Raw genomic sequence first — 23,414 nt, forward strand, 5'->3', positions numbered from 1 at the left:
TAGAGCGCACGCGCCGGCCAGCTTTCGGGGGACCATGCAGTATCGCAACGACATCGCCGGGCTGCGCGCGCTTGCCGTCCTGCCGATCCTGCTCATCCACGCCGGACTGACCGCCATCCCCGGCGGCTTCATCGGCGTCGACATCTTCTTCGTCATCTCGGGCTATCTGATCAGCCGCATCATCCTGAAGGAGATGGAGGCGGGTCGCTTCACCCTCGCGGGTTTCTACCGCCGCCGCGCGCTGCGTATCCTGCCCGCGCTGCTCGTAATGCTCGCGGTCGTGCTCGCCGTCGGCTGGTGGCGGCTCTTCCCGCAGGACATGCGCGACCTGTCGTGGAGCACCGCGGCGACGGCGCTGTCGGGGTCGAACATCTGGTTCTGGCGCACGGTCAATTATTTCGGCGATGCCGAGCTGACGCCCTTGCTCCACACCTGGTCGCTGGGGGTCGAGGAGCAGTTCTATATCTTCTACCCGCTGCTGCTGATCGCGCTGCACCGCTGGCTGCCGAAGCGCATCGTGGCGGCGCTGTGGGTCATCGTCGCGGTGTCGCTCGCCGCAGGTTTCGCGCTGATCGCGGTGAACAAGGCCGCCGCCGCCTTCTACCTGCTGCCGGCGCGCGCGTGGGAGCTGGGGCTGGGGGCGCTCGTCGCGACCGGCGGTTTCCCGAAGCTCGGGGAGCGCGCCAAGCCGGTGGCGGCGTGGCTCGGCCTCGCGCTGGTGATCGCGGGGCTGTTCGTGATCACCGAGGAAAGCGCCTTTCCCGCGCCCTGGGCGCTGCTGCCGTGCGCCGGCACCGCGCTGCTGATCGCTTATGGCGAAACGGGCGGCACCGCGCGGCTGCTGTCGCTCGCGCCGATGCGCTTCGTCGGCGACATCAGCTACTCGCTCTACCTCTGGCATTGGCCGGTGATGGCCTTCTGGCGCTTCGAGCGCGGGCTGACCCTCGACGCGGGCGAGATGGCGGCGACGATCGCGATTTCCTTCGTGCTGGCCGTGCTGAGCTACCGGCTGATCGAGCAGCCCTTCCTCGAGCGCGGCAAGGCGTGGGCGACCCCGCGCGTGCTATGGGGCGCGGTGATCGCGATGCTCGTCGTCGCGGGCGCTGCAGCGGCGCTCGCGGTGCAGGCGAGCAAGGCGCGCATCGGCGACCCGCGGATCGAGCGCATCCTGACCTACCTCGACTATGATTTCTCGCCCGAGGGCGAGCTCCAGTTCAAGAGCGGCCTCTGCATGGCCGACAGCATCAACCCGCATTTCGACGTGGGCCGCTGCGCGACGCTCCGCCCCGACCGCCCCAATGTGATGGTGCTGGGCGACAGCCACGCTGGGCAGGTGGTGCAGGCGATCGCCGAGCGGTTGGACGGCGCGCATGTACTGCAGGTCACCGGGTCGGGCTGCCGCCCGGTGTGGCCGACGGCGGGCGAGAAGCGCTGTACCGAGGTGATGGACATCGGCTTCGGCCAGCTGCCGGGCGAGGGCAGGCTCGGCCGCGTGATCCTGTCGGGGCGCTGGCACGACGAGGATATCGACGGGCTGCTGCGCGCGGTGCGCCATTTCCAGGCGCGCGGCGTGCCGGTCACCGTGCTCGGCCCCTCGGTCGAATATGACGAGCCGTTGCCGCGCCTGCTCGCCCGCGCGGTGGCGCGCGGCGACCTGGCGGTGGCGCGCGCCGGGCGGGCGCAGGAGCCGATCGCGCTCGACCGTCGCCTCGTGCCGCAGGTCCGCTCCACGGGCGCGACCTATGTGTCGATGCAGGATGTGGAATGTCCGAAAGGCGTCTGTCCGCTCTTCGCGTCGGACGGTTCGCCTTTCCATTTCGACTATGGCCATTATACGCTGCCCGCGTCGCGCCAGATCGTCGCGGCGATCCCCCTTGAGGCGCTAGCGCCCGCGCAGACGAAACCATGACCATCAGCCTGTTCGAATTGTTCAAGATCGGCGTCGGCCCGTCGAGTTCGCACACCGTCGGTCCGATGGTCGCGGCGCGGCGCTTCACGGTGTGGCTCGACGAGCAGGGGCTGCTGACGCGGACCGCGCATGTCGAGGCCGACCTCTACGGCTCGCTCGCGCTGACCGGGAAGGGGCACGCCGCCGATACCGCGGTGGTCGCGGGGCTCGCCGGCGAGATCCCCGCCTCGACCAGCCTTGCCGCGATCAAGGCGCATTGGGACCGGGCGGAGAGCGAGGGCTTCCTCTACCTGCTCGGGCGCCAGCGCGTGCGCTTCCAGCCGGCGCGCGACCTGCATTTCCAGATGCGCCAGCGCCAGCCCTTTCACAGCAATGCGCTGAGCTTCACCGCGCGCGACGGCGACGGCGAAATCCTCGCGAAACGCATGTATTTCTCGATCGGCGGCGGCTTCGTCGTCGACGAGGACGAGGCGGGGCGCAACAGCCGCGGCGCGGAGGACGAGGTCGAACTTCCTCACGCCTTCACCTCGGGCGCCGACCTGCTCGCCATGGGCGCGGCGTCGAGCAAGAGCTTTGCCGAGATGATGCTCGACAACGAGCTGGCGCACCGGTCGCTGGAAGAAGTCGAGGCGGGGCTCGATGCGATCGCGGGGGCGATGGACGCGTCGATCGACGCGGGCTGTTCGAGCATGGGGGTGCTGCCCGGCGGGCTGAAGGTCAAACGCCGCGCGCCGCAGATCGCCGCCGACATCCGCGCGCGCCACGAGCAAAATCTGTCCGATCCGATGGCGATGATGGACTGGATCAACCTGTGGGCGATGGCGGTGAACGAGGAAAATGCCGCGGGCGGCAAGGTCGTCACCGCGCCGACCAACGGCGCGGCGGGGATCATCCCGGCGGTGATCCGCTATTATAGACGCAGCTATCGCGGCGACGCGAAGGGCGTGCGTATCTTCCTGCTTGCCGCGGGCGCGGTCGGCGCGCTCTACAAGCGCAACGCCAGCATCTCGGGCGCCGAGGTCGGCTGCCAGGGCGAGGTCGGCGTCGCCTGTTCGATGGCGGCGGCGGGGCTGACCGCAGCCTTGGGCGGCACCAACGCGCAGGTCGAAAACGCCGCCGAGATCGGCATGGAGCATAACCTCGGCCTCACTTGTGATCCGATCGGCGGGCTGGTGCAGATCCCGTGCATCGAGCGCAACGCGATGGGCGCGATTAAGGCGATCGATGCCAGCCGCATCGCGATGATCGGCGACGGCACGCATGTCGTCAGCCTCGACACGGTGATCGCGACGATGCTGCAGACGGGCCGCGACATGCGCGACAAATATAAGGAAACGTCGAAGGGCGGGCTGGCGGTCAGCGTGGTGGAGTGTTGATGGGCGCGCGTCGCTTTCGGTTACTTGCCTGCAAGCCACTCGAATTCGAAGGTCGCATGGTCGCTTACGACTAACGTGATTCCGTCATCGTTGAGATTGCCATTCAGAAGTTCTTTGGCAGTCTCTCGGAAATCGCCTTCGACCAAGCTGTTTATGCCTGGCATTTCGTTCTCTCGGCCGACAAAGTCGGCCGTCGATACGCAATCCCTGCGGCCACTAGAGAAAATATCAATCATGCGCGGGACGTCGCCGTGAGCATCGACTTCGTAAAAGATCACTACGGGATCTTCGCTCTCCTGATGGCGCCAATCACAGCGATAGTAAGACAGCAACATGACGTTGCTGTACTTGGGCTTTGGAATGACGGCAATTGCGACGTTCGGAAGAAAGCTAGCAGACGAGTGGCGCGGGAAGCTCAGCCGAGATTACGTCCAAGAAAATCGCGCACCAGCGGCAGCGCTTCCTCGAAATGCGTTTCGAGCAGCCAATGCCCCGCACCCTCGATGAGGTGGAGTTCGGCATCGGGCAAATCGCGCAGATAGGCGCGCGCCGCCTCCGCGGGCATATAGCCGTCCTCGGGCCCCCAGACGATCAGCGCCGGCGGCCGATGCTCGCGCAGATACGCCTGATAGCGCGGGAACCAGGCGAGGTTCGCTTCGAGCTTTTCCATCAGCCCGACCGCCATCGCGCGGCGAACGGGCGTGTCCATCAGCGGCCAGTGCAATTTCCACAAGTCGGGCGGCACGCGCGCCGCGATCTCGTCCGCGACCTCGCCGATGAACTCGTCGCGGAAGCCTTCCTCGCTGACGGCTTCCTCCAGCGGCTTGTGCTTTTCGGGCGTCTTGTCGGCCCACCACGCCTTGATCGTCGCATATTTGGGGCCGAGCACATCCTCGTAGATGTCGCCGTTCTGGACGATCAGCGCCGCGACGCGCCCCGGAAAGGCGATCGCGTGGCGCAGCCCGATCTGCGAGCCATAGTCGTGGAGCCAGAGCGCGTAGCGGTCGAGCCCTAGCGCGTCGGCGACGTCGGCGAGCACCGCGGCATAAGCGTCGAAATCATAAGCGAAGGCCTGCGGGTCGGGGGTGTCGCTATAGCCGAAGCCCGGCCAGTCGAACGCCACCGTGCGCCAGCGGTCGGCGAGCGCGGGCATCAGGCGGCGATATTGAAAGGAGGAGCAGGGATAGCCGTGCGGGAGGAGCAGGACCGGCGCATCGGGCGGCCCCGCCTCGCGCACGAAGATCCGGTGGGTTCCAGCGTCGATCCAGCGGTGGGTTGTATCGGTGGCGGGCATCTCGTCTCTCGCTTGGGGTCTTTCATCGAGCAATGCGCCCCTGCTTGTCGCCGTTCCCCGCCGCCGCCAATCGGGCGACCACATGTTTCGCCGCGGAGCCGAATGCCCGGCGGAGGCGCTACGAGCGGCCGCCGCACTTGCATTGCCGCTGCATTTGCCTGATTGGAGCCGCCGAGAAGGAGACCGCCCCATGAAGACCCGCGCCGCCGTCGCATTCGAAGCGAAGAAGCCGCTCGAAATCGTCGAACTCGACCTCGAAGGCCCGAAGGCGGGCGAGGTGCTGGTCGAGATCATGGCGACGGGCATCTGCCACACCGACGCCTATACGCTCGACGGTTTCGACAGCGAGGGCATCTTCCCGAGCGTGCTGGGGCATGAGGGCGCGGGCGTGGTGCGCGAGGTCGGTGCGGGCGTCACCAGCGTGAAGCCCGGCGACCATGTGATCCCGCTCTACACGCCGGAATGCCGCCAGTGCAAAAGCTGCCTCAGCGGCAAGACCAACCTCTGCACCGCGATCCGCGCCACGCAGGGCAAGGGGCTGATGCCCGACGGCACGACGCGCTTTTCGTACAAGGGCCAGCCGATCTTCCATTATATGGGCTGCTCGACCTTCTCGAACTTCACCGTGCTGCCCGAGATCGCGGTCGCCAAGATCCGCGCGGACGCGCCCTTCCAGTCGAGCTGCTACATCGGCTGCGGCGTGACCACCGGGGTCGGCGCGGTGATCAACACCGCGAAGGTGCAGGTCGGCGACAATGTCGTCGTCTTCGGGCTGGGCGGCATCGGACTCAACGTGATCCAGGGCGCGCGGCTGGCGGGCGCCGACAAGATCATCGGCGTCGACATCAACGGGGCCCGAGAGGAATGGGGCCGCAAGTTCGGCATGACCGACTTCCTCAATTCGAAGGGCATGAGCCGCGAGGATGTCGTCGCGGCGATCGTTGCGATGACCGACGGCGGCGCCGATTATACGTTCGACGCGACGGGCAATACCGAGGTGATGCGGATTGCGCTGGAGGCCTGCCACCGCGGCTGGGGCACCTCGATCATCATCGGCGTCGCCGAGGCGGGCAAGGAAATCGCGACGCGGCCGTTCCAGCTCGTCACCGGGCGCAACTGGCGGGGCACCGCCTTCGGCGGCGCGAAGGGCCGTACCGACGTGCCGAAGATCGTCGACATGTATATGACCGGCAAGATCGAGATCGACCCGATGATCACGCACGTGATGGGGCTGGAAGAGATCAACAAGGGTTTCGACCTGATGCACGCGGGGGAAAGCATCCGCAGCGTCGTGGTTTACTGAGCTTTCTAATTTTCCGTTCGTGCTGAGCTTGTCGAAGCACCGTTCTTCCTCCATGCGGCGGCACGAAGAAGAGCGGCCCTTCGACAAGCTCAGGGCGAACGGAGTTGGGGAGTGACGATTTGACCGGTCCCTATGTCCTGACCTTCAGCTGCGGCGACGCGGTGGGCATCGTCGCGGCGGTGACCGGGCTGCTCGCCGACCACGACGGCTTCATCCTCGACAGCCAGCAATATGCCGACCTCGACACCGGCCGCTTTTTCATGCGCGTCGAGTTTCGCGGCGAAGGCCCGCGCTTTCCCGACGGACTGGCGGGCGTACAGGCGGCCTTCGCGCCGATCGTAACCCGCTTCGCGATGGACGCGCGGATCAGCGACCGCGCCGCCAAGCCGCGCTTCGTCATCGCGGTGTCGCAGGGCAGCCACTGCCTCAACGATTTGCTCCACCGCTGGTCGACCGGCAATCTCGCGATCGACATCGTCGGCGTGGTGTCGAACCATGAGGCGCAGCGGCGCCTGTCCGAATGGCACGGCGTGCCTTTCCATTATTTGCCCGTCGGCGACGCGAACCGTGCCGAACAGGAACAGGCGATCCTCGATGTCATGGCGCGCGGTGGGGCCGAATATCTGGTCCTCGCGCGCTACATGCAGATATTGTCGAGCGACCTGTCGGCGCGGCTCGCGGGGCGCTGCATCAACATCCACCACAGTTTCCTGCCCGGTTTCAAGGGCGCCAAACCCTATCACCGTGCGCACGAGCGCGGGGTCAAGCTGATCGGTGCGACCGCGCATTTCGTCACCGGCGACCTCGACGAGGGACCGATCATCGAACAGGCGGTCGAGCGCGTCGACCACCGCGACGGCGTCGACGACCTGATCCGCATCGGCCGCGACGTCGAAGCGCAGGTGCTGGCGCGCGCGGTGCGCTGGGTCGCCGAGCAGCGCGTGCTGATCGACGGGCGCAAGACGGTGGTGTTCCGCTAGTTCGTCGTTTTCGGTGAACGCGCAACATCTTCGTGGCTGGCCCCGGGCGGACGGGCAGGGTAGGTATCGAATCGCAACCATAATCAGGAGGAGCCAGGAACGATGTACAGTCACAATATGGTCGGATCGAACGACATCGAGGCATCGAAGAAATTCTACGATGCGACCTTCGCGGCGCTGGGCGGCAAGCCCGCGATCGTCGACGACAAGGGCCGGCTGATCTACATGCACAACGGCGGGCTGTTCCTCGTCGGCAAGCCGATCGACGGCGAGGCGGCGACGGTCGGCAACGGCTGCACCATCGGTTTCGCGATGGAGGGGCCCGAGCAGGCCAAGGCCTGGCACGACGCGGGCGTCGCCAATGGCGGCACCTCGATCGAAGACCCGCCGGGCGTGCGCGAAGGCGGCTTCGGCGCGATGTATCTCGCCTATCTGCGCGATCCGTCGGGCAACAAGCTCTGCGCGCTCCACCGGATCGTCTGAGGACCTTCATGCGAGGCGAAGCGGGATTGCTGGCGGATTTGGACGCGCTCGCCATCCCCTTCGGCTCCTATGAGCATGTCGCGGTGTTCACCGTCGCCGAAAGCGACGAAGTGAACGCCGCGATTCCGGGGGCGCACACCAAGAATCTGTTCCTCAAGGACAATGGCGGCGCCTATTGGCTCGTCACCGTCCCGGGCGAGGCGCGCGTCGACCTGAAGGCGCTGCCCGCCGCGATTGGCAGCAAGCGTATGAGCTTCGGCAAGGCCGAGGATATGGAGCGCTTGCTGGGGATCAAGCCGGGTTCGGTGACCCCGCTGGCCGCGATCAACGCGCAGCCGGGCAGCATCGGGGTGGTCATCGACGCGGGGCTGGCGGCCGCCGACACGGTCAACGTCCACCCGCTGCGCAACACCGGCACGCTGGGATTGTCGGGCGCCGCGATCCTCGACCTGCTGCGCCACTGGGGGCATGCGCCGCAGGTGGCGGCGATCCCGATTCAGGCCGCATAAAAAGGCCGCCGAAGCGCAAAGCTTCGACGGCCTGCTGTGCCGGGTGTTCCGGCGCGACCCTTACCGCTGGGGTTCGGATTTCGGCTCTTCCTTGGGCGCCGGCTTGTCGTCCGGCTTGGGCTCGCCGTCGGGCGACGGGGTCGGTGCCGGGTCGGTGCCCGGCTTTTCGTCGGGCTTGGGCGCCGGCTCTTCCTTCTTCGGCGCGTCGGGCTCGTAAGCGCTCGCCAGCGGTGCGATGAGAAGGCTCGCCGCCGCGGCGGCCATGATCGAAATCTTGCGCATAAATTCCCCTATGGTGGAACGTCGGACGGGGCCGCGAGCGACCCGCAATGATCCACCCCCGCTATCTGTCACGAGGGCGGACAAGCCAAAGCCTTGGCTTCGTTCGAAAGTTCCGCGGTTCGCCGCAAAGCATGTATCCGCGGGACGAACGCATTCGAACGCGGGTTGGGCGGAGCCGGAAGGCGCGTCCGGGCGATAACGGCGGGGCTCAGCCGGCGGCCATCGCCATCCACATCGCACCGATCAGCGTGAAGGAGCGCGGGTCGCCGGTCAGGCCGCTGTTCATCTTGTTCATGACGTAGCTGAAGGTCGCGCGGGCATCCATGTCGATGATGATCAGCGAGCCGCCATAGCCGCCCCAATAGATGGTATTGGGGTTGGGCAAGGGCACCAGCTCGCCGGGCAGGCCGAAGCCCATGCCGTAGCGGATCGGGATGCCGAGGATCAGGTCGGTGCCCGCGCTCTGCAGCTCGAGCGCCTTGCGGCAGCCGGCCTCGGACAGCAGGCGCTTGCCCTTGGCGACGCCGCCATTGGCGAGCAGCGCGTGGATTTCGGCGACGCTGCGCGCATTGCCGGTGCCGCCCGCCGCGGGGATTTCGGCGCCGCGCCAGGCGCGGGTGCGCGTCGCCGCGACATCGACGCCGGGGTTGGTGAAGGTCTTGCGCTGGATGTCGGTCGAAAAGGCGCTGATGCTGTCGGGCGGCGGGATCAGGTTGGCGACGCGGTGGTCCTCCGACGCCGGCAGGCCGATGTGGAAATCGGCGCCGAGGGGTTCGGCGATCTCCTCGCGGAAGACGGTGCCGAGCGACTTGCCGGTGATGCGGCGGACGACCTCGCCGACCAGATAGCCCTGGGTGATCGCATGATAGCCCGGCGCGCTGCCCGGTTGCCACCAAGGCGCCTGCGCCGCGAGCAGCGAGGTGACCTTCGCCCAGTCGTAGAGATCGTCGTGGGCAATCGGCACTTCCCAGCCCGACAGGCCGGCGCTGTGGCTCATCAATTGCGCTACCGTGACCTCGGCCTTGCCGTTCGCTGCGAACTCGGGCCAGTAGCGCGCGACCGGCGCCGCAAAGTCGAGTTCGCCGCGGTCGGCGACGAGCAGCGCGGTGAGCGCGGTCATCGTCTTGGTGGTCGAATAGACGTTGACGATCGTGTCGGCTTCCCATGGCCGGCTACGCGCTTCGTCGGCGTGGCCGCCCCACAGGTCGACCACCGTCTCGCCCTCGATCGTCGCGCAGAAGGAGAGGCCGACATCGGCGCCGCTCGCGAGGTTCGCCGCCATGCCCATGCGGACGGCGGCGAAGCGGTCCTGACAGATCCCGTGGATATTATTGCCCAGCACGCGGCGCTCCCCTTTTGATTTTGCGCGAGCATGGACTAGGCTCGCGAAAAGACAAGCAGGACGAGACCATGCCCATCGAAACCCTCTCCACCACCCGCAGCCACGGCGGCACGCAGGGCGTGTACAAGCACGCCAGCACGACGACCGGCACCGACATGACCTTCGCGGTGTTCGTGCCCGACCATGAAAAGGGCGCGCGGCTGCCGGTGCTCTGGTATCTGTCGGGGCTGACCTGTACCCACGCCAATGTGATGGAGAAGGGCGAATATCGCGCCGCCTGTGCCGAGCATGGGATCATCTTCATCGCGCCCGACACCTCGCCGCGGGGTGAGGGGGTGCCCGACGATCCCGAGGGCGCGTGGGACTTCGGGCTCGGCGCGGGTTTCTATGTCGATGCGACCGAGGAGCCGTGGGCGAAGCATTACCGCATGCGCAGCTATATCGAGGACGAACTGCCTTCGCTGATCCTGCGCAATTTCCCGGCGGCGGACCTGTCGCGGCAGGCGATCACCGGCCATTCGATGGGCGGCCATGGCGCGCTGACGATCGGCCTCCGCAACCAGGACCGCTTCCGCTCGGTGTCGGCCTTCTCGCCGATCGTCGCGCCGCTGGAGTGCCCGTGGGGCGAGAAGGCGCTCGGCCATTATCTGGGGCAGGAGCGCGAGGACTGGTACGCCTATGATGCATGCATGCTGCTCGAACAGGGGCTGCGCGTGCCCGACCTGCTCGTCGATCAGGGCGAGGCCGACAATTTCCTGGCCGAGCAGTTGAAGACGCATCTGCTGGCCGAGGCGTGCGAGCGCAACGGCCAGAAGGCCGAGATCCGGATGCAGCCGGGTTATGACCACAGCTATTATTTCATCTCGAGCTTCTTGGCCGAGCATGTCGCGTGGCATGCGGAGAGGTTGAAGGCGTAATTGCTCCCTCCCGCCTGCGGGAGGGTGGTGCTAGGGAATCAGCACCGTCGACCCGGTGGTGCGCCCCGCCTGCAGATCGGCATGCGCCCGCGCGACATCCTGCAGGCCGTAACGCTGCCCGACATTGATCTTCACCGCGCCGCTCTCGATCATCTCGAACACCCGCGCCGCGCCCGCGGCGCGTTCGCCGGGCGTAAGATAATAGTCGAACAGGGTCGGCCGCGTGACGAATTGCGAGCCGTTCTGCGCGAGCACGCCGAGGTTGACCCCCGTGACCGGCCCCCCGGCATTGCCGTAACTCACGATCAGCCCGCGCCGCGCGGTGGCTTTGAGCGAAACCTCCCAAGTCGCCATGCCGATACCGTCGAAGGTCACCGGCACGCCCTGGCCGTCCGTGAGGCTGCGGACATGCGCCGCGACATCGTCGCTCTTGTAGAGCAGCACATGGTCGGCGCCCGCTTCGCGCGCCGCCTCGGCCTTGGCCTCGGTGCTGACGGTGCCGATCACGGTCGCGCCCACGGCCTTCAGCCATTGCACGAGGATCAGCCCGACCCCGCCCGCGGCGGCGTGGACGAGTACGGGCCAGCCCGCCTCGACCTTGGCGCAGCGCTCGACGAGCATTTCGACGGTGCACGCCTTGAGCAGCGCCGCGGCGGCGGTTTCGTCGTCGATCCCGGCGGGCAGCTTGAAGAGGGAGGAGGCGGACAGCAGGCGCGCGCTCGCGTAGGCGCCCATCGCGGGGCCGAAGGTCGCGGCGCGGTCGCCCGGCTGGAAGCCGTGCACGCCCTCGCCGACCGCGATCACCTCGCCCGCCGATTCGACGCCGAGGCCGGTGGGCAGCGGGATCTTGTAGGTGCCGTCGCGGTGGTAGGTGTCGAGATAGTTGAGCCCGATCGCGGTCTGGCGCAGCAGCACTTCGCCGGGGCCGGCTTCGCCGAGGGTCACCTCGCGCCAGTCGATGACCTCGGGACCGCCCTGGGTTTCGATGAAGGCCTGGACTGCTTGCATGACCATACTCCTGCTGATGGCGCGGATTTGGGGCGGGGCAGGCAGGCGCGCAAGTGTCTATCGTCCAACATCATCGTCATTGCGAGGAGCCGAAGGCGACGCGGCAATCCAGAGTGGGCGTAAACCGCCCTGGATTGCTTCGCTACGCTCGCAATGACGATGAGCTAGGGCTCAATATTTCCCGGACTTGCGCGGGCTGCGCTGGCCATAGGGCTTGGGCTTGTAGCGTTCGGGCTTGCCGCCGGGGCCGCCCGGGCCGCGGGGACCGGCGCGTTCGCCGGCGCCGCGCGGGGCGCTGCGGTGCGTGTCGCGCGCGCCCTTTTCCCGGCGCGGCGGATAGGTCGGGCCGTCGGGCGCGGGGGTGATCGCGACGCCGCTGTCGTCCTCGCCATCGGCATTGGCGCTGCGCACCACGGCTTCGGCGAAGCGGTCGGCGATGGCGCGCGGGATGTTGAACATCGTCTCGCTCGGCCCGATGCGGATCGCGCCGATTTCCTGCTTCGTCACATGGCCCCGGCGGCAAAGCAGGGGCAGGATCCAGCGCGGGTCGGCGTTCTGGCGGCGGCCGATGTTGAGCTTGAACCAGACGCTGTCGTCGAACTGCTCGCGCCGTTCGCCGCGCTCGGGACGTTCGAAGCGGTCGCCGCGCTCGCCGCGTTCGGGACGCTCGCCGCGCGGGCGAGCGCTGTTGTCGATCAGATCCTCGGGCGCCGGCATCGACGCGCGGTGGGCACGGACGAGCGCGGCGGCGATATCCTCCGCGCTGCGTTCGGCCATCAGCCGCTGGGCGAGTTCGATATCCTCGGGCTCGTGCTCGACGGGGGCGAGCAATTTTTCGATCAGCCGTTCCTGATCCTTCAGCCGCACATCGGCGGCGGTCGGCGCGTCCATCCATTCGGCGTTGATCCGCGCGCCGCGCAGCATGCCATCGACGCGGCGGCGGCGCGGATAGGGGACGATGAGGACCGCGGTGCCCTTCTTGCCCGCGCGGCCGGTGCGGCCCGAACGGTGCTGGAGCGTTTCGGCGTCGCGCGGGATCTCGACATGGACGACGAGGCTGAGGCTGGGCAGGTCGATGCCGCGCGCGGCGACGTCGGTGGCGACGCAGACCTTGGCGCGACGGTCGCGCAGCGCCTGCAGCGCCGAGTTGCGCTCGTTCTGGCTATGCTCGCCCGACAGCGCGACGGCGGCGAAACCGCGGTCGGTCAGGCTGGCATGCAGGCGCCGGACATTGTCGCGCGTCGCACAGAACAGCATCGCGGTCTCGGCATCGTGCAGGCGCAGCAGGTTGATCACCGCGCCCTCGATGTCGGCGGGGGCGACGGTCACCGCCTGATAGCTGATGTCGCCATGGCCGCGATCCTCGCCCACGGTCGAGATGCGCAGGGCGTCCTGCTGGTAGCGCTTGGCGAGCTGGACGATGGGTTTGGGCAGCGTCGCCGAGAAGAGCAAGGTGCGGCGCGTGTCGGGGGTCGCGTCGAGGATTTCCTCGAGATCGTCGCGGAACCCCATGTCGAGCATCTCGTCGGCTTCGTCGAGCACCGCGACGCGCAGCGCCGCGAGGTCGAGCGCGCCGCGTTCGAGATGGTCGCGCAGGCGCCCGGGGGTGCCGACGACGATATGCACGCCCTGATTGAGATTACGGCGTTCCTTGCTGGCGTCCATGCCGCCGACGCAGGTCGCGATGCGCGCGCCGGCCTTGGCGTAGAGCCAGCTCAGCTCGCGGCTGACCTGCAGCGCGAGTTCGCGCGTCGGCGCGACGATCAGCGCCAGCGGGGAGGTGGCGAAGGGCAGGCGCCCGTCCTCGATCAGCTGCTCGGCCATGGCGAGGCCGAAGGCGACGGTCTTGCCCGAGCCGGTCTGCGCCGAGACGAGCAGGTCGCGGCCCGACGCGTCGGCTTCGACGACCTGCGCCTGGACGGGGGTGAGCGCTTCGTAACCGCGCGCGGTGAGGGCGTCCGAAAGGACGGGGGAAAGGTGATCGAAAGCCATTGTTCTTCTTATCCTGTGCGGCGTTGTGCCGTTTTCTGTGTTCCCTCGCCGCCACATGGCCATCGATGCCTCAACGACGGGGCTATTCGTCCCGCCAGCATCCCGAGGAATTTTCTTGGTTTTTCCTAAAGCGCCTGTCCCGCGGCATGTCCGCTGGCCCAGGCCCATTGAAAATTATAGCCGCCCAGCCACCCGGTGACGTCCACGGCTTCGCCGACCGCATAGAGGTTCGGGACGCTTTTGGCCATCATTGTTTGCGAGGACAGGCCCGCGGTGGCGATTCCGCCGATGGTGACCTCGGCCTTGGCAAAACCCTCGGTGCCGTTGGGGTGGAAGGTCCAGCGCCTGAGGCGTGCTTCGGCATCGGTCAATTTGCGGTCGGTCTGGGCGCCGAGTTCGCCGGGTAGCGCGAGGCGCTCGGCCAGCGTCTGGGCGAGGCGATCGGGGAGGGCGAGGGCGGATGCTAGCGTCGCGCGCGGGCGCGCACGCTTGGCGCCCAGCAGCCAGCCGGGCGCGGCATCGGGCAGGAAGTCGATCGTCACCGGCTCGCCGTGGCGCCAGTAGCTGCTGACCTGCAGGATCGCGGGACCCGACAGCCCCTTGTGGGTGAAGAGCGCGGCTTCGCGGAACGCCGCCTTGCCCGCGCGCGCCTCGACCGGGGTCGCGACGCCGCTGAGGTCGCGGAACAGCACATCGTCGCCGCCCAGCGTCAGCGGGACGAGCGCGGGGCGCGGCTCGACGACCTTGAGGCCGAATTGCCGCGCGAGCTCATAGGCGAAACCGGTGGCGCCCATTTTGGGGATCGAGGGCCCGCCGGTCGCGATGACGAGCGCGGGGGCGGAAAAATCCTGATCGCCGAAACGGACGGTGAAACGGCCATCGACGTGCGACACCGCGCCGACCGGCTGGCCGACACGCACATCGACGCCGCCCTTGGCGCACTCCGCCAGCAGCATCGCGACGACCTGCTTCGCCGAGCCGTCGCAGAAGAGCTGGCCCAGCGTCTTCTCGTGATACGCGATGCCATAGGCCTCTACGAGCGCGATGAAATCGGCGGCGGTGTAGCGCGCGAGCGCCGATTTGGCGAAATGCGGGTTCGCCGAGATATAGGCTTCGGGTCGCGTATGGATGTTGGTGAAGTTGCACCGCCCGCCGCCCGAAATCAGGATCTTCTTGCCCACCTGGTCGGCATGGTCGAGCAGCAGCACGCGCCGCCCGCGCTGCCCCGCGACCGCGGCGCACATCAGCCCGGCCGCGCCGGCGCCCAGCACGATGGCATCATAATCGGCGGCACTCACGCTTTTCTTCCCCCTTGATGGGGGAAGGATACGAAGCCTTGCCGCTCGGCGGCTAGGCGGAGTTGGATGGGGGTGATGGTGCGGCCTTGCGCCGCCGTGTCAGGCCGCGAGCGCACCCCCTCCGCTGCGACTAGGCGGCCTTGCCGCCAAGTCTCGCTGCCTCCCCCATCGAGGGGGAGGGAAAAGGGGGAGCACGAAAGGGACATCGTGTCTCAGTGCAGCTTCGCGATCGACAGGCCGTCGGCCTTGGCGCGGGTCTTCACCGATTCCTCGCTGCGCGTCAGGGCCTTGGCGATGGCTTTGAGCGCCATGCCCTTCTTGGCGAGCGCATGCAGCTTGTCGATCTCGGCCGCGGTCCACGGCTGTTTGTGGCGCTCGAACTTGTCCTTCATGCTTGCGTCTCCGGATCGGTCGCGGTCGCGAGAATGGTGATCGCATCCTCGCGGCCCTGATAGTCGAGCGCCTCGCCGACCTCGGCGCCCATCATCGCGCGGGCGAGCGGGGCCGAGAAGGCGATCGTTCCCTGCGCCGGGTCGGCCTCGTCATGGCCGACGATGGTCAGCACGCGTGTCGCGCCGTTCAACGTGAAGCTCACCTTGCTGCCGATGCCGACGGTATCGGCACCGGGCGCGGCCTGCACCTCGGCGGTCGACTGGCGCGTGTGGACATAGCGCTGGCGCTTCTGCAGCTTCTTGCGCGCCTCCTCGTCGGCGGCGTTCGCGATGGCATCGGCGAGCCGCGCCGCCTCTTCGCCGAGCAGCCGCAATCCGCGCGGGGTGACCAGGTTCGGACCGACCGGGATCGGCCATTCGAACGCGGGTTCCATATGCTCGTCGTCGCTTTCGCGGCGAAACGCTACGCTCATCTTCGTCTGCTTTCGGTGAGGGGGAGCGGCGTCTGTGGCGCGCGAAGGTGGCGACAAGATGGCAGGCCGGGGTGGACAGATCCGCTCGCCGTGTGTTATACAAGCAATACACAAAGGAGATGGTTATGTGGAAATGGACGATCGCGGCGCTGCCGCTGGCTCTCGCGATGACGCTGGCGGCGTGCGACGGCAAGGTCACCGTCGGCGACAAGGACGCCAAGAGCGAGACGCGCGACGCGGGTCCGCCGACGACGCAGGATTTCGCGCTCACCGGCTTCACGGCGGTCGCGGTTGCGGGTCCCGACGACGTCACCATCCGCCAGGGCGAAAAATTCTCGATCACCGCCAAGGGGCCGAAGGCCGAGATCGACGACCTCGAGATCAAGCTCGACGGCACGACGCTGTCGATCGGACGCAAGCGCGAAGGCTTCAGCTTTTCGAGCCGCGACCATGACGATGTCGAAATCGCGATCACCATGCCCAAGCTCAGCGGTGTGCGCCTCACCGGATCGGGCTCGATCGACGCCGACACCGTCGATGGCGACGCGGTCGAAGCCGTGCTGACCGGGTCGGGCGACCTCAAGGTCGCGAAGCTCACCGGCAAGAGCGCCGAGCTCACCGTCTCGGGCTCGGGCGATATCGAGATCGCGGGCGGTACCATCGGCTCGGGCGACCTCAACGTCACCGGATCGGGCGATATCGACGCCGGCGGGCTGGTCGCGGCGACGCTCGACGTCTCGGTCACCGGCTCGGGCAATGTCGCGGCGCAGGCGACGGGCAAGGCCGATATCGGCATCCTGGGCTCGGGCGACGTCGACATCACGGGCGGCGGCACCTGTTCGACCAAGACGATGGGATCGGGCACCGCGACCTGCAAATGACGTGCTGGCGCCGCCTGAGTCTGCGGGCTAGGGTGGCGCCATGACGTCGATTTTCCGATGCGCGGTGCTGGGCGCCGCGATGTTCGCCGCCGCCGCGCCCGCGTCGGCGGCCGAGAAACGCTATGGCCTGACCAGCTTCGAGGCGGTCGAGGTGACCGCCGACGTCATCGTCGAGGTGGTGTCGCGGAGCCCGGTCAGCGCGGTCGCGACCGGCCCCGCCGATGCGCTCGACCGGCTGACCGTCGAGGCGCAGAACGGCAGGCTGGTGATCGGGATGAAGCAGTTCGCGGGCGACGACAAGCGCCGCACGCCATTGGGCACCGTGACGGTTCGGATCAACGCCGCGAATTTGCGGTCGGCGACATTGGTCGGCGCCGGCTCGCTGCAGATCGACCAGCTCAAGGGCACGCGCGTGTCGATCGGGCTGCGCGGGCCGGGGCGACTGATCGTCGGCACGGTGACCGCCGACCGGCTGGGGGTCGCGATGATCGGCAACGGCACGATGACGCTCGGCGGTGCCGCCAAGGACGCGCAGATGACGCTGTCGGGCGCGGGCGCGGTCGATGCCGGCGCACTGGCGGTCGACGCATTGGTCAGCGACAGCGAAGGCGCGGGCGACCATGTCTTCCGCGCGGTGAAGAGCGCCGCGGTGACGACGCGCGGGCTGGGCAAGGTGGTGGTGCTGGGCAAGCCGGTGTGCACCGTGCGCAATAGCGGCAGCGGGTCGGTGCAGTGCGGGGCGGCGAAGTAGCGGGCGACGGTTTAGGAGACGTCCGCCCCCCACCCCAAAAGCCGATACCAGCCCGCTCAATGCCCTCCGGCTGCTCCCAGCGCGTCGATCTTCTTCGACTGGCGCACGATCAGCCCCGGGAACCAGCGTGCGAGGCGCGACAGGCGCTTCGCCATCTTGCCGACGGTGACATGGACGCTAGCGCCGTGCACCGCATCCCACGCCGCTTCGCCGACGCGCTCGACGGGCACGATCTCGAAGCCGCTCGCCGACAGGCGGTTGCGCGCGGGTTCGTTGCTGTCGGCGCTGACCTGGTCGAGCAGCGGCGTGTCGATGAAGCCCGGCATCAGCGAGCGCACCTTGATGCCATGCTTGGCGAATTCGATCTCGAGCGCCTCGGTCAGCCCGCGCACCGCGAACTTCGTCGCCGAATAGACCGCGAGTCCCGCGACGCCATAGAAGCCCGAGGCCGAGCCGGTGTTGAGGATCGTCGCCCCCGGGGTCGCCTTGAGCAGGGGCAGCGCCATATAGATGCCGTTGACGACGCCGCCGAAGTTGATCGCGATCAGCCGGTCGGCCTCTTGCGGATCCATGTCCATATATTGCCCACCCGACCCGATGCCGGCGTTGTTGAACAGCACGTCGAGCCGCCCGCCGCTCGCCTTGGCGAAATCGGCGAGCGCCGCCTGCCACTGGTCGCGGTCGCGCACGTCCATGACGTGGCGCGACGATGCGCCCTCGGGCAGCAGCGCCGCGGTTTCGTCGATCCCTTGCGCGTTGACGTCGGCGATGCCGACGAACCAGCCTTGCGCAGCGAAATGGCGCGCGGTCGCGCGGCCGATCCCCGATCCGCCGCCGGTGATGAAAATCGCCTTCCTGCTCATCCGCGCCCTCTCCTTACATTTATGTCAGTGACAGATGATGCGAAGCAGTCGCGCGCGTCAAGCCGCAATCGCGGCTTGGCAAGCGCCGCGGCGGCTGGCTATCAGGGGGCGATGACCCGCCTCGGCCGCATGCTCCTGACCTTGCTCGCCTTTTGCCTCGGCTTTGCGGCGCCGGCGGCCGCGGCGGTGACCGTCAGCTTCTACAGCCATGATTTCGGCGATCGCTTCCCGCACGCCTTCATCACGCTCAAAGGCACGCTCGACGCGACGGGGCAGGCGGTGGATCTCAACTATGGATTTACCGCGACATCGGTCAGCCCGGCGATCCTCAAGGGCCATGTCCAGACCAAGGACGAAGCCTATATCGGCAAGAGCGACCGCCAGTTCAGCGTGACCGTCGACGACGGAACCTATGCGCGGGTGCTGGCGAAGGTGCAGCAATGGCAGGACCGCGACCAGCCGAGCTACAGCCTGGGCAAGGGCAATTGCGTGCATTTCGTGATGGAACTGGCCGAGGTCGTCGGGCTGAAGGTCAACCGGAAGAGCAAATTCTTCAAGAAACCGAAGAGCTTCCTTCTGGAAGTGAAGGGATTGAATCCCGAATTGGGGTAGCGGCGACGGGCTCGCGCGATCGGCGGGCGGTGTGGCGGATAGGGAAAGACAGGGGGACTATGATGCCGGGCGGGGCGATGATGTGGATGGTTGCGGCGATGGCGATGCAGGCGGATTCGGCTGCGCCGCCGCTGCCGCCGGCGCGCGCGGAGGACGACCGGTCGGAACCCGGCAGCCCGACCACCAATCCGGGCACCTGGGTAACCAACAGCGATTACCCGGCGCGGGCGATGCGCGAGGAGCGCGAAGGTACGACGGGTTTTCGCCTGTCCTATGACGCCAGCGGGCTGCCGCAAAAATGCGATATCGTATCGAGCAGCGGGCATGCCGACCTCGACGCCGCAACCTGCGAACTGACGATGAGCCGGGCGCGCTTCCAGCCGGGCAAGGACCGGGCGGGCAACCCGGTGGGCGGCACCTACACCAACCGCATCCGCTGGGGCATCCCCGCGGGCCCGCCGACGGGCTATGGCAAGTACGGCGATATCGAAAGTTTCCCGCGCGCGCCCGCCCCGCGTATGGCGCTGCGCAACATCGACATGGCGGGCCGGTACCCGAAGGCGGCGCTCGACGCCGGGGCCGAGGGCGACGTCGGCTTCCGGCTGGACATCGATGCGGCGGGTGCGGTGCAGGCCTGCACGGTCACGCAGGGTAGCGGCAATGCGGCGCTGGATGCTGCAACCTGCGCGGTCCTCAAGGAAAAGGGGCAATTCGACCCCGCGCTCGATATCGACGGCAAGCCGGTGGCCGGACGCGTGAACCATTATTTCGTCTGGCGATTGCCGCCGGCGGGCGCGGACGCTGCCCCCGCCGCGTCGAGGCCCGAACTCCGCCCCGCGCCCTTTCCCGCCGAATCGGGAAGCATGCTGCTCGAATATGTCATCGACGCGACCGGGGCGGTGACCGATTGTACGGCGCGCGTCGACGGCTTCATGGCCAAGGGGATGCGCGGTGTCGAGATGCGCGATGGCTGCGGTCCGATCCGCCAGATGGCGCCCTTCCTGCCGCCGCTCGACGCGGCGCAAAAGCCGGTGAGCCGGCGCTACCGGATGAGCATGGAGACCAAGGTGGAGGATGTGCCGTCCGCTGACGTGCCGAAATAGTCCGCGGCATCTGGACGCGACGCCGCTTTCACCCTATGTTCAGCATCCAGCGTGCTATAAATCGCATGTTGAACGAAAAAGGGGCCTTTTTCTTTGCGTTTGTTGCTGACCCTGTTGGCTTTGCTCACCGGACTCGCCGGCGCGGATCGCGCCATGGCGGCGCCGGCGACGCCGGCCGCCATGGGGTCGCTGATCCTGCTCGCCGAAACGAGCGGGCAGGCCGAAAGCAGCGACGCCGAGCGCCGCCCCGTCGCCACGACGCCGACGCGCCGTACCGTGACCACCGGCCGCAAGCCGCGCAAGAGCGCTCCGCCGCACCTGCCCGGCCTGCTCATCGGCAGCGACCGCGCGCTGGAATAGCGCCGGATTGCCGGGCGCATTGCGCCTGAACCCCTGATTTCGCGGCGACGCCCCGTGCGCCGCCGCCTGGCCGCAAATGCGGTCCCGTCTCTCTTCATATCCCAAGGAAATTCGCCATGTTCGGCAGCATTGCCAAGAGCCTGTTCGGCTCGTCCAACGACCGTTACGTCAACTCGATCCGCAAGATCGTCGACAAGATCAACGCCTTCGAACCCGCGATGCAGGCGCTGGGCGAAGCGGAACTGCAGGCGCAGACCACCAAGCTGCGCGCGCGGCTGGAGGCCGGCGAGACGCTCGACGACATCCTGCCCGAGGCCTTTGCGACGGTGCGCGAGGCGGCGGTCCGCACGCTCGGCATGCGCCATTTCGACGTCCAGCTGATCGGCGGCGTCGTGCTCCACCGCGGCGAGATCGCCGAAATGGCGACGGGTGAGGGCAAGACGCTCATGGCGACCTTGCCCTGCTATCTGAACGCGCTCGAGGGCAAGGGCGTGCATGTCGTGACGGTCAACGACTATCTCGCGAAGCGCGACGCCGAGTGGATGGGCACGATCTATAATTATCTCGGTCTGACCACCGGCGTGATCGTGCCGAACCTCAACGAGATGCAGCGCCGCGACGCGTACAACGCCGACATCACCTATGCGACGAACAACGAGCTGGGCTTCGATTACCTCCGCGACAATATGAAGTTCGACCGCCAGCAGATGGTCCACCGCCAGTTCAATTTCGGCATCGTCGACGAGGTCGATTCGATTCTGATCGACGAGGCGCGCACCCCGCTGATCATCTCGGGCCCGACCGACGACAAGTCGGAGCTCTACATCCGCGTCAACGAGGTCGTGCATCAGTTGGTCGAGGAGGATTATGAGAAGGACGAAAAGTCCAAGTCGATCAGCCTGACCGAGGACGGCACCGAGCATGTCGAGCGGCTGCTGGAGGCCGCGGGCCTGCTGCAGGGCGACAATCTCTACGACATCGAGAACACGCAGGTCGTGCATCACGTCAATCAGGCGCTCAAAGCCATCATCATGTTCAAGCTCGACACCGACTATATCGTCAAGGACGGCAAGGTCGTGATCATCGACGAATTCACCGGCCGCATGATGGACGGGCGCCGCTGGTCCGACGGCCTGCACCAGGCGGTCGAGGCCAAGGAGGGCGTGCAGATCGAGCCCGAGAACCAGACGCTCGCGTCGATCACCTTCCAGAATTATTTCCGCATGTACCCGAAGCTGTCGGGCATGACCGGCACCGCGGCGACCGAAGCCGCCGAATTCTTCGACATCTACAAGATGAACTGCGTCACCATCCCGACCAACCGCCCGATCGCGCGCAAGGACGACGAGGACGAGTTCTACAAGAATATCACCGACAAGTTCGGGGCGATCGCCAAGACGATTCGCGAGGCGAACGAGCGCGGCCAGCCGGTTCTGGTCGGCACGGTGTCGATCGAAAAGTCCGAATTGCTGTCATCCTACCTCGAAAAGGAAGGCGTGCCGCACAGCGTCCTGAACGCGCGCTTCCACGAGAGCGAGGCACATATCGTCGCGCAGGCGGGGCGCACCGGCGCGGTGACCATCGCGACCAACATGGCGGGCCGCGGCACCGACATCAAACTCGGCGGCAACGAGGAGTTCCGCATCGAGGACGAATTGAAGGACCTGCCCGAGGGCGCCGAGCGCGATGCCGCGGTCGAACGGATCAAGGCCGAGGTCGCCGCCGAGCGCGAGGCGGTGAAGGCCGCCGGCGGGCTGTTCGTGCTCGCCACCGAGCGCCACGAAAGCCGCCGCATCGACAACCAGCTGCGCGGCCGCTCGGGGCGCCAGGGCGACCCGGGCCTCAGCAAATTCTACCTCTGCCTCGACGACGACCTGCTGCGCATCTTCGGCCCCGACACGCTCTTCTCCAAGATGATGAACAAGAATCTGGAGGACGGCGAGGCGATCGGGTCGAAATGGCTGTCGAAGGCGATCGAGACCGCGCAGAAGAAGGTCGAGGCGCGCAACTACGACATCCGCAAGCAGGTCGTCGAATATGACAACGTCATGAACGACCAGCGCAAGGTGATCTACGAGCAGCGCGGCGAGATCATCGACAGCGAGACCGTCGACGACGTCATGTATGCGATGCGTGCGGAGACGGTGAACGCGATCGTCGCCGACGCCTGCCCGCCGGGCAGCTATCCCGAGCAGTGGGACGTCGAGGGCATGAAGATGCGCGTCGCGAACATCCTCGACCTCGACCTGCCGATCGACGCCTGGATGCAGGAAGATGCGGTCGACCCCGAGGTGTTCGAGGAACGCATCCAGGAACGCGCCGACGCGGTCGCCGCCGAAAAGGCCGCGCTGGTCGACGGCGATACGTGGAAGAGCATCGAGAAGTCGGTGCTGCTCCAGACGCTCGACCATCATTGGAAAGAGCATCTCTCGACGCTCGACGCGCTGCGCCAGGTCGTGTTCCTGCGCGCCTATGCGCAGAAGCAGCCGATCAACGAATATAAGCAGGAAGCCTTCGGCCTGTTCGAGCGCATGCTCTCGAACATCCGCGAGGATGTGACGCGCACCGTGGCGCGGCTCGACCTGCGCTTCGAGGAGCCCGAGCCGATGCCGCTCCCCGACCTGCCCGACTTCCTGACGACGCATATCGACCCGTTCACCGGCGACGACAACAGCGCCGACATCGACGGCGGCTCGCTGGGGGTGATCGCCAACACGCTGCCGCCGATGCAGATCCCGCGGCCCGACCTGCCGCAGGGCGAAAATCCTTATGCCGAGCTGGAGATCAGCCGCAACGCGCCGTGCCCGTGCGGGTCGGGGCGCAAATACAAGCACTGCCACGGCGCGCTGTGATGGTGGACGCCGGCCGGATCGCGCTCAGGCTGCGCGTCCGGCGCGGCGACGCCATCGCGATGGGGCCGGGCAAGGCGGCGCTGCTCGAGGCGATCGACGCGCATGGCTCGATCTCGGCCGCGGCGCGGTCGATCGGCATGAGCTACCGCCGCGCGTGGCTGCTCGTCGAGGAAATGAATGGCTGCTTCGCGGTGCCGCTGGTCGAGACACGGCCGGGCGCGGGCGCGATGCTGAGCGACGCGGCGCGGGCGGTGCTGGCGGCCTATCGCGCGGCCGAGGTGGCGGCGGAGGAAGCGGCGGCTAAGGCGTTGGCGCCGGTGGTGGCGGGGTTGAAGTCGTAGCAACGGTGCGGCGGGTTTTGGGCGGGAGCGGTCATTCTAATCCTCCCTGCGGCGAAGCCGTGGGGAGGGGGACCACCCGCAGGGTGGTGGAGG

The 23,414-nt window shown here is 67.4% G+C and carries 24 protein-coding genes; 14 read left to right on the forward strand and 10 right to left on the reverse strand.

The window, feature by feature from the left end:
- The first annotated feature begins 34 nt into the window (after window positions 1-34).
- Together ATE62_RS03600 and ATE62_RS03605 are read left to right on the forward strand one after the other, a co-directional pair.
- Complete coding sequence (locus tag ATE62_RS03600) at window positions 35-1,909, forward strand: acyltransferase family protein (RefSeq protein ID WP_058806527.1); 1,875 nt, start codon at window positions 35-37, stop codon at window positions 1,907-1,909.
- Window positions 1,906-3,285 carry an L-serine ammonia-lyase gene (locus tag ATE62_RS03605; protein ID WP_058806528.1) on the forward strand — a complete coding sequence of 460 codons (1,380 nt, stop codon included), beginning with the start codon at window positions 1,906-1,908 and terminating at the stop codon, window positions 3,283-3,285. The genes ATE62_RS03600 and ATE62_RS03605 overlap by 4 nt, the downstream gene beginning before the upstream one ends.
- Window positions 3,286-3,305: 20 nt before the next feature.
- On the opposite strand, the gene ATE62_RS03610 is transcribed toward ATE62_RS03605, so the two are convergent.
- A complete protein-coding gene (locus ATE62_RS03610; protein ID WP_058806529.1) occupies window positions 3,306-3,620 on the reverse strand; it encodes a DUF6881 domain-containing protein in 315 nt (104 codons plus the stop codon).
- 80 nt (window positions 3,621-3,700) lie between these two features.
- Window positions 3,701-4,579: an alpha/beta fold hydrolase gene (locus ATE62_RS03615; protein ID WP_058806530.1), complete on the reverse strand. Its 879-nt coding sequence runs from the start codon at window positions 4,577-4,579 to the stop codon at window positions 3,701-3,703.
- Between the two features lie 190 nt (window positions 4,580-4,769).
- Between ATE62_RS03615 and ATE62_RS03620 the strand changes: the two genes are divergently transcribed.
- The 4 genes from ATE62_RS03620 (at window position 4,770) to ATE62_RS03635 (ending at window position 7,854) form a co-directional block, all read left to right on the forward strand.
- Entirely contained in the window at window positions 4,770-5,882 is a 1,113-nt protein-coding gene (locus tag ATE62_RS03620; RefSeq protein WP_058806531.1) for an S-(hydroxymethyl)glutathione dehydrogenase/class III alcohol dehydrogenase, read from the forward strand.
- Between the two features lie 119 nt (window positions 5,883-6,001).
- Window positions 6,002-6,862 (forward strand): formyltetrahydrofolate deformylase, encoded by an 861-nt coding sequence (gene purU, locus ATE62_RS03625; protein ID WP_197411597.1) that lies wholly within the window; start codon window positions 6,002-6,004, stop codon window positions 6,860-6,862.
- Window positions 6,863-6,964: 102 nt separating this feature from the next.
- Window positions 6,965-7,345: a VOC family protein gene (locus ATE62_RS03630; protein ID WP_058806533.1), complete on the forward strand. Its 381-nt coding sequence runs from the start codon at window positions 6,965-6,967 to the stop codon at window positions 7,343-7,345.
- A gap of 26 nt (window positions 7,346-7,371) precedes the next feature.
- Complete coding sequence (locus tag ATE62_RS03635) at window positions 7,372-7,854, forward strand: prolyl-tRNA synthetase associated domain-containing protein (protein WP_331458537.1); 483 nt, start codon at window positions 7,372-7,374, stop codon at window positions 7,852-7,854.
- 60 nt (window positions 7,855-7,914) lie between these two features.
- Here the strand turns inward: ATE62_RS03635 and ATE62_RS23135 are convergent, their stop codons facing one another.
- Both ATE62_RS23135 and ATE62_RS03645 read right to left on the reverse strand, forming a co-directional pair.
- A complete protein-coding gene (locus ATE62_RS23135) occupies window positions 7,915-8,136 on the reverse strand; it encodes a hypothetical protein (protein ID WP_058806535.1) in 222 nt (73 codons plus the stop codon).
- A gap of 208 nt (window positions 8,137-8,344) precedes the next feature.
- Window positions 8,345-9,478 carry a serine hydrolase domain-containing protein gene (locus tag ATE62_RS03645; RefSeq protein ID WP_231736059.1) on the reverse strand — a complete coding sequence of 378 codons (1,134 nt, stop codon included), beginning with the start codon at window positions 9,476-9,478 and terminating at the stop codon, window positions 8,345-8,347.
- Window positions 9,479-9,546: 68 nt separating this feature from the next.
- Between ATE62_RS03645 and fghA the strand changes: the two genes are divergently transcribed.
- Window positions 9,547-10,395 (forward strand): S-formylglutathione hydrolase, encoded by an 849-nt coding sequence (fghA, locus tag ATE62_RS03650; protein WP_058806563.1) that lies wholly within the window; start codon window positions 9,547-9,549, stop codon window positions 10,393-10,395.
- A 30-nt stretch (window positions 10,396-10,425) separates the two neighbouring features.
- Here fghA and ATE62_RS03655 read toward each other — a convergent pair whose 3' ends face one another.
- From ATE62_RS03655 to ATE62_RS03675, 5 genes are all read right to left on the reverse strand, one after another.
- Window positions 10,426-11,403: a quinone oxidoreductase family protein gene (locus tag ATE62_RS03655; RefSeq protein ID WP_058806564.1), complete on the reverse strand. Its 978-nt coding sequence runs from the start codon at window positions 11,401-11,403 to the stop codon at window positions 10,426-10,428.
- Between the two features lie 171 nt (window positions 11,404-11,574).
- On the reverse strand, window positions 11,575-13,395 hold the full coding sequence (locus ATE62_RS03660; RefSeq protein WP_058806536.1) for a DEAD/DEAH box helicase: 1,821 nt from the start codon (window positions 13,393-13,395) through the stop codon (window positions 11,575-11,577).
- Between the two features lie 125 nt (window positions 13,396-13,520).
- Entirely contained in the window at window positions 13,521-14,693 is a 1,173-nt protein-coding gene (locus tag ATE62_RS03665; protein ID WP_082662577.1) for an NAD(P)/FAD-dependent oxidoreductase, read from the reverse strand.
- 212 nt (window positions 14,694-14,905) lie between these two features.
- Window positions 14,906-15,085 carry a hypothetical protein gene (locus tag ATE62_RS03670; protein ID WP_058806537.1) on the reverse strand — a complete coding sequence of 60 codons (180 nt, stop codon included), beginning with the start codon at window positions 15,083-15,085 and terminating at the stop codon, window positions 14,906-14,908.
- Window positions 15,082-15,558, reverse strand: coding sequence for a GreA/GreB family elongation factor (locus ATE62_RS03675; RefSeq protein WP_058806538.1), 477 nt, complete (start codon window positions 15,556-15,558; stop codon window positions 15,082-15,084). The genes ATE62_RS03670 and ATE62_RS03675 overlap by 4 nt, the downstream gene beginning before the upstream one ends.
- A 125-nt stretch (window positions 15,559-15,683) precedes the next feature.
- Between ATE62_RS03675 and ATE62_RS03680 the strand changes: the two genes are divergently transcribed.
- Window positions 15,684-16,439 carry a head GIN domain-containing protein gene (locus tag ATE62_RS03680; protein WP_058806539.1) on the forward strand — a complete coding sequence of 252 codons (756 nt, stop codon included), beginning with the start codon at window positions 15,684-15,686 and terminating at the stop codon, window positions 16,437-16,439.
- A gap of 40 nt (window positions 16,440-16,479) precedes the next feature.
- The gene (locus tag ATE62_RS03685; RefSeq protein ID WP_058806540.1) at window positions 16,480-17,190 is read left to right on the forward strand and encodes a head GIN domain-containing protein; all 711 of its coding nucleotides are present in this window, start codon (window positions 16,480-16,482) and stop codon (window positions 17,188-17,190) included.
- Window positions 17,191-17,246: 56 nt separating this feature from the next.
- Here the strand turns inward: ATE62_RS03685 and ATE62_RS03690 are convergent, their stop codons facing one another.
- Window positions 17,247-18,053 (reverse strand): SDR family oxidoreductase, encoded by an 807-nt coding sequence (locus ATE62_RS03690; RefSeq protein WP_058806541.1) that lies wholly within the window; start codon window positions 18,051-18,053, stop codon window positions 17,247-17,249.
- Between the two features lie 111 nt (window positions 18,054-18,164).
- Between ATE62_RS03690 and ATE62_RS03695 the strand changes: the two genes are divergently transcribed.
- The 5 genes from ATE62_RS03695 (at window position 18,165) to ATE62_RS03715 (ending at window position 23,321) form a co-directional block, all read left to right on the forward strand.
- A complete protein-coding gene (locus ATE62_RS03695) occupies window positions 18,165-18,665 on the forward strand; it encodes a hypothetical protein (RefSeq protein ID WP_058806542.1) in 501 nt (166 codons plus the stop codon).
- Window positions 18,666-18,742: 77 nt separating this feature from the next.
- Window positions 18,743-19,768 carry an energy transducer TonB gene (locus ATE62_RS23525; RefSeq protein WP_231736061.1) on the forward strand — a complete coding sequence of 342 codons (1,026 nt, stop codon included), beginning with the start codon at window positions 18,743-18,745 and terminating at the stop codon, window positions 19,766-19,768.
- Window positions 19,769-19,861: 93 nt separating this feature from the next.
- Complete coding sequence (locus ATE62_RS03705; protein ID WP_231736063.1) at window positions 19,862-20,128, forward strand: hypothetical protein; 267 nt, start codon at window positions 19,862-19,864, stop codon at window positions 20,126-20,128.
- A gap of 116 nt (window positions 20,129-20,244) precedes the next feature.
- The gene (gene secA, locus ATE62_RS03710; protein WP_058806544.1) at window positions 20,245-22,980 is read left to right on the forward strand and encodes a preprotein translocase subunit SecA; all 2,736 of its coding nucleotides are present in this window, start codon (window positions 20,245-20,247) and stop codon (window positions 22,978-22,980) included.
- Window positions 22,980-23,321 carry a winged helix-turn-helix domain-containing protein gene (locus ATE62_RS03715; protein ID WP_058806545.1) on the forward strand — a complete coding sequence of 114 codons (342 nt, stop codon included), beginning with the start codon at window positions 22,980-22,982 and terminating at the stop codon, window positions 23,319-23,321. The genes secA and ATE62_RS03715 overlap by 1 nt, the downstream gene beginning before the upstream one ends.
- Window positions 23,322-23,414: the final 93 nt, after the last annotated feature.

The organism is Sphingopyxis sp. HIX (assembly GCF_001468285.1).
Classification (GTDB): Bacteria; Pseudomonadota; Alphaproteobacteria; order Sphingomonadales; family Sphingomonadaceae; genus Sphingopyxis.

Excerpts from the sequence above, each read along its gene's own strand:
- ATE62_RS03600 (WP_058806527.1), top strand. The coding sequence starts at position 35 with ATGCAGTATCGCAACGACATCGCCGGGCTGCGCGCGCTTGCCGTCCTG.
- ATE62_RS03605 (WP_058806528.1), top strand. The coding sequence starts at position 1,906 with ATGACCATCAGCCTGTTCGAATTGTTCAAGATCGGCGTCGGCCCGTCG.
- ATE62_RS03610 (WP_058806529.1), bottom strand. The coding sequence starts at position 3,620 with ATGTTGCTGTCTTACTATCGCTGTGATTGGCGCCATCAGGAGAGCGAA.
- ATE62_RS03615 (WP_058806530.1), bottom strand. The coding sequence starts at position 4,579 with ATGCCCGCCACCGATACAACCCACCGCTGGATCGACGCTGGAACCCAC.
- ATE62_RS03620 (WP_058806531.1), top strand. The coding sequence starts at position 4,770 with ATGAAGACCCGCGCCGCCGTCGCATTCGAAGCGAAGAAGCCGCTCGAA.
- ATE62_RS03630 (WP_058806533.1), top strand. The coding sequence starts at position 6,965 with ATGTACAGTCACAATATGGTCGGATCGAACGACATCGAGGCATCGAAG.
- ATE62_RS23135 (WP_058806535.1), bottom strand. The coding sequence starts at position 8,136 with ATGCGCAAGATTTCGATCATGGCCGCCGCGGCGGCGAGCCTTCTCATC.
- fghA (WP_058806563.1), top strand. The coding sequence starts at position 9,547 with ATGCCCATCGAAACCCTCTCCACCACCCGCAGCCACGGCGGCACGCAG.
- ATE62_RS03655 (WP_058806564.1), bottom strand. The coding sequence starts at position 11,403 with ATGCAAGCAGTCCAGGCCTTCATCGAAACCCAGGGCGGTCCCGAGGTC.
- ATE62_RS03660 (WP_058806536.1), bottom strand. The coding sequence starts at position 13,395 with ATGGCTTTCGATCACCTTTCCCCCGTCCTTTCGGACGCCCTCACCGCG.
- ATE62_RS03670 (WP_058806537.1), bottom strand. The coding sequence starts at position 15,085 with ATGAAGGACAAGTTCGAGCGCCACAAACAGCCGTGGACCGCGGCCGAG.
- ATE62_RS03675 (WP_058806538.1), bottom strand. The coding sequence starts at position 15,558 with ATGAGCGTAGCGTTTCGCCGCGAAAGCGACGACGAGCATATGGAACCC.
- ATE62_RS03680 (WP_058806539.1), top strand. The coding sequence starts at position 15,684 with ATGTGGAAATGGACGATCGCGGCGCTGCCGCTGGCTCTCGCGATGACG.
- ATE62_RS03685 (WP_058806540.1), top strand. The coding sequence starts at position 16,480 with ATGACGTCGATTTTCCGATGCGCGGTGCTGGGCGCCGCGATGTTCGCC.
- ATE62_RS03690 (WP_058806541.1), bottom strand. The coding sequence starts at position 18,053 with ATGAGCAGGAAGGCGATTTTCATCACCGGCGGCGGATCGGGGATCGGC.
- ATE62_RS03695 (WP_058806542.1), top strand. The coding sequence starts at position 18,165 with ATGACCCGCCTCGGCCGCATGCTCCTGACCTTGCTCGCCTTTTGCCTC.
- ATE62_RS23525 (WP_231736061.1), top strand. The coding sequence starts at position 18,743 with ATGATGTGGATGGTTGCGGCGATGGCGATGCAGGCGGATTCGGCTGCG.
- secA (WP_058806544.1), top strand. The coding sequence starts at position 20,245 with ATGTTCGGCAGCATTGCCAAGAGCCTGTTCGGCTCGTCCAACGACCGT.
- ATE62_RS03715 (WP_058806545.1), top strand. The coding sequence starts at position 22,980 with ATGGTGGACGCCGGCCGGATCGCGCTCAGGCTGCGCGTCCGGCGCGGC.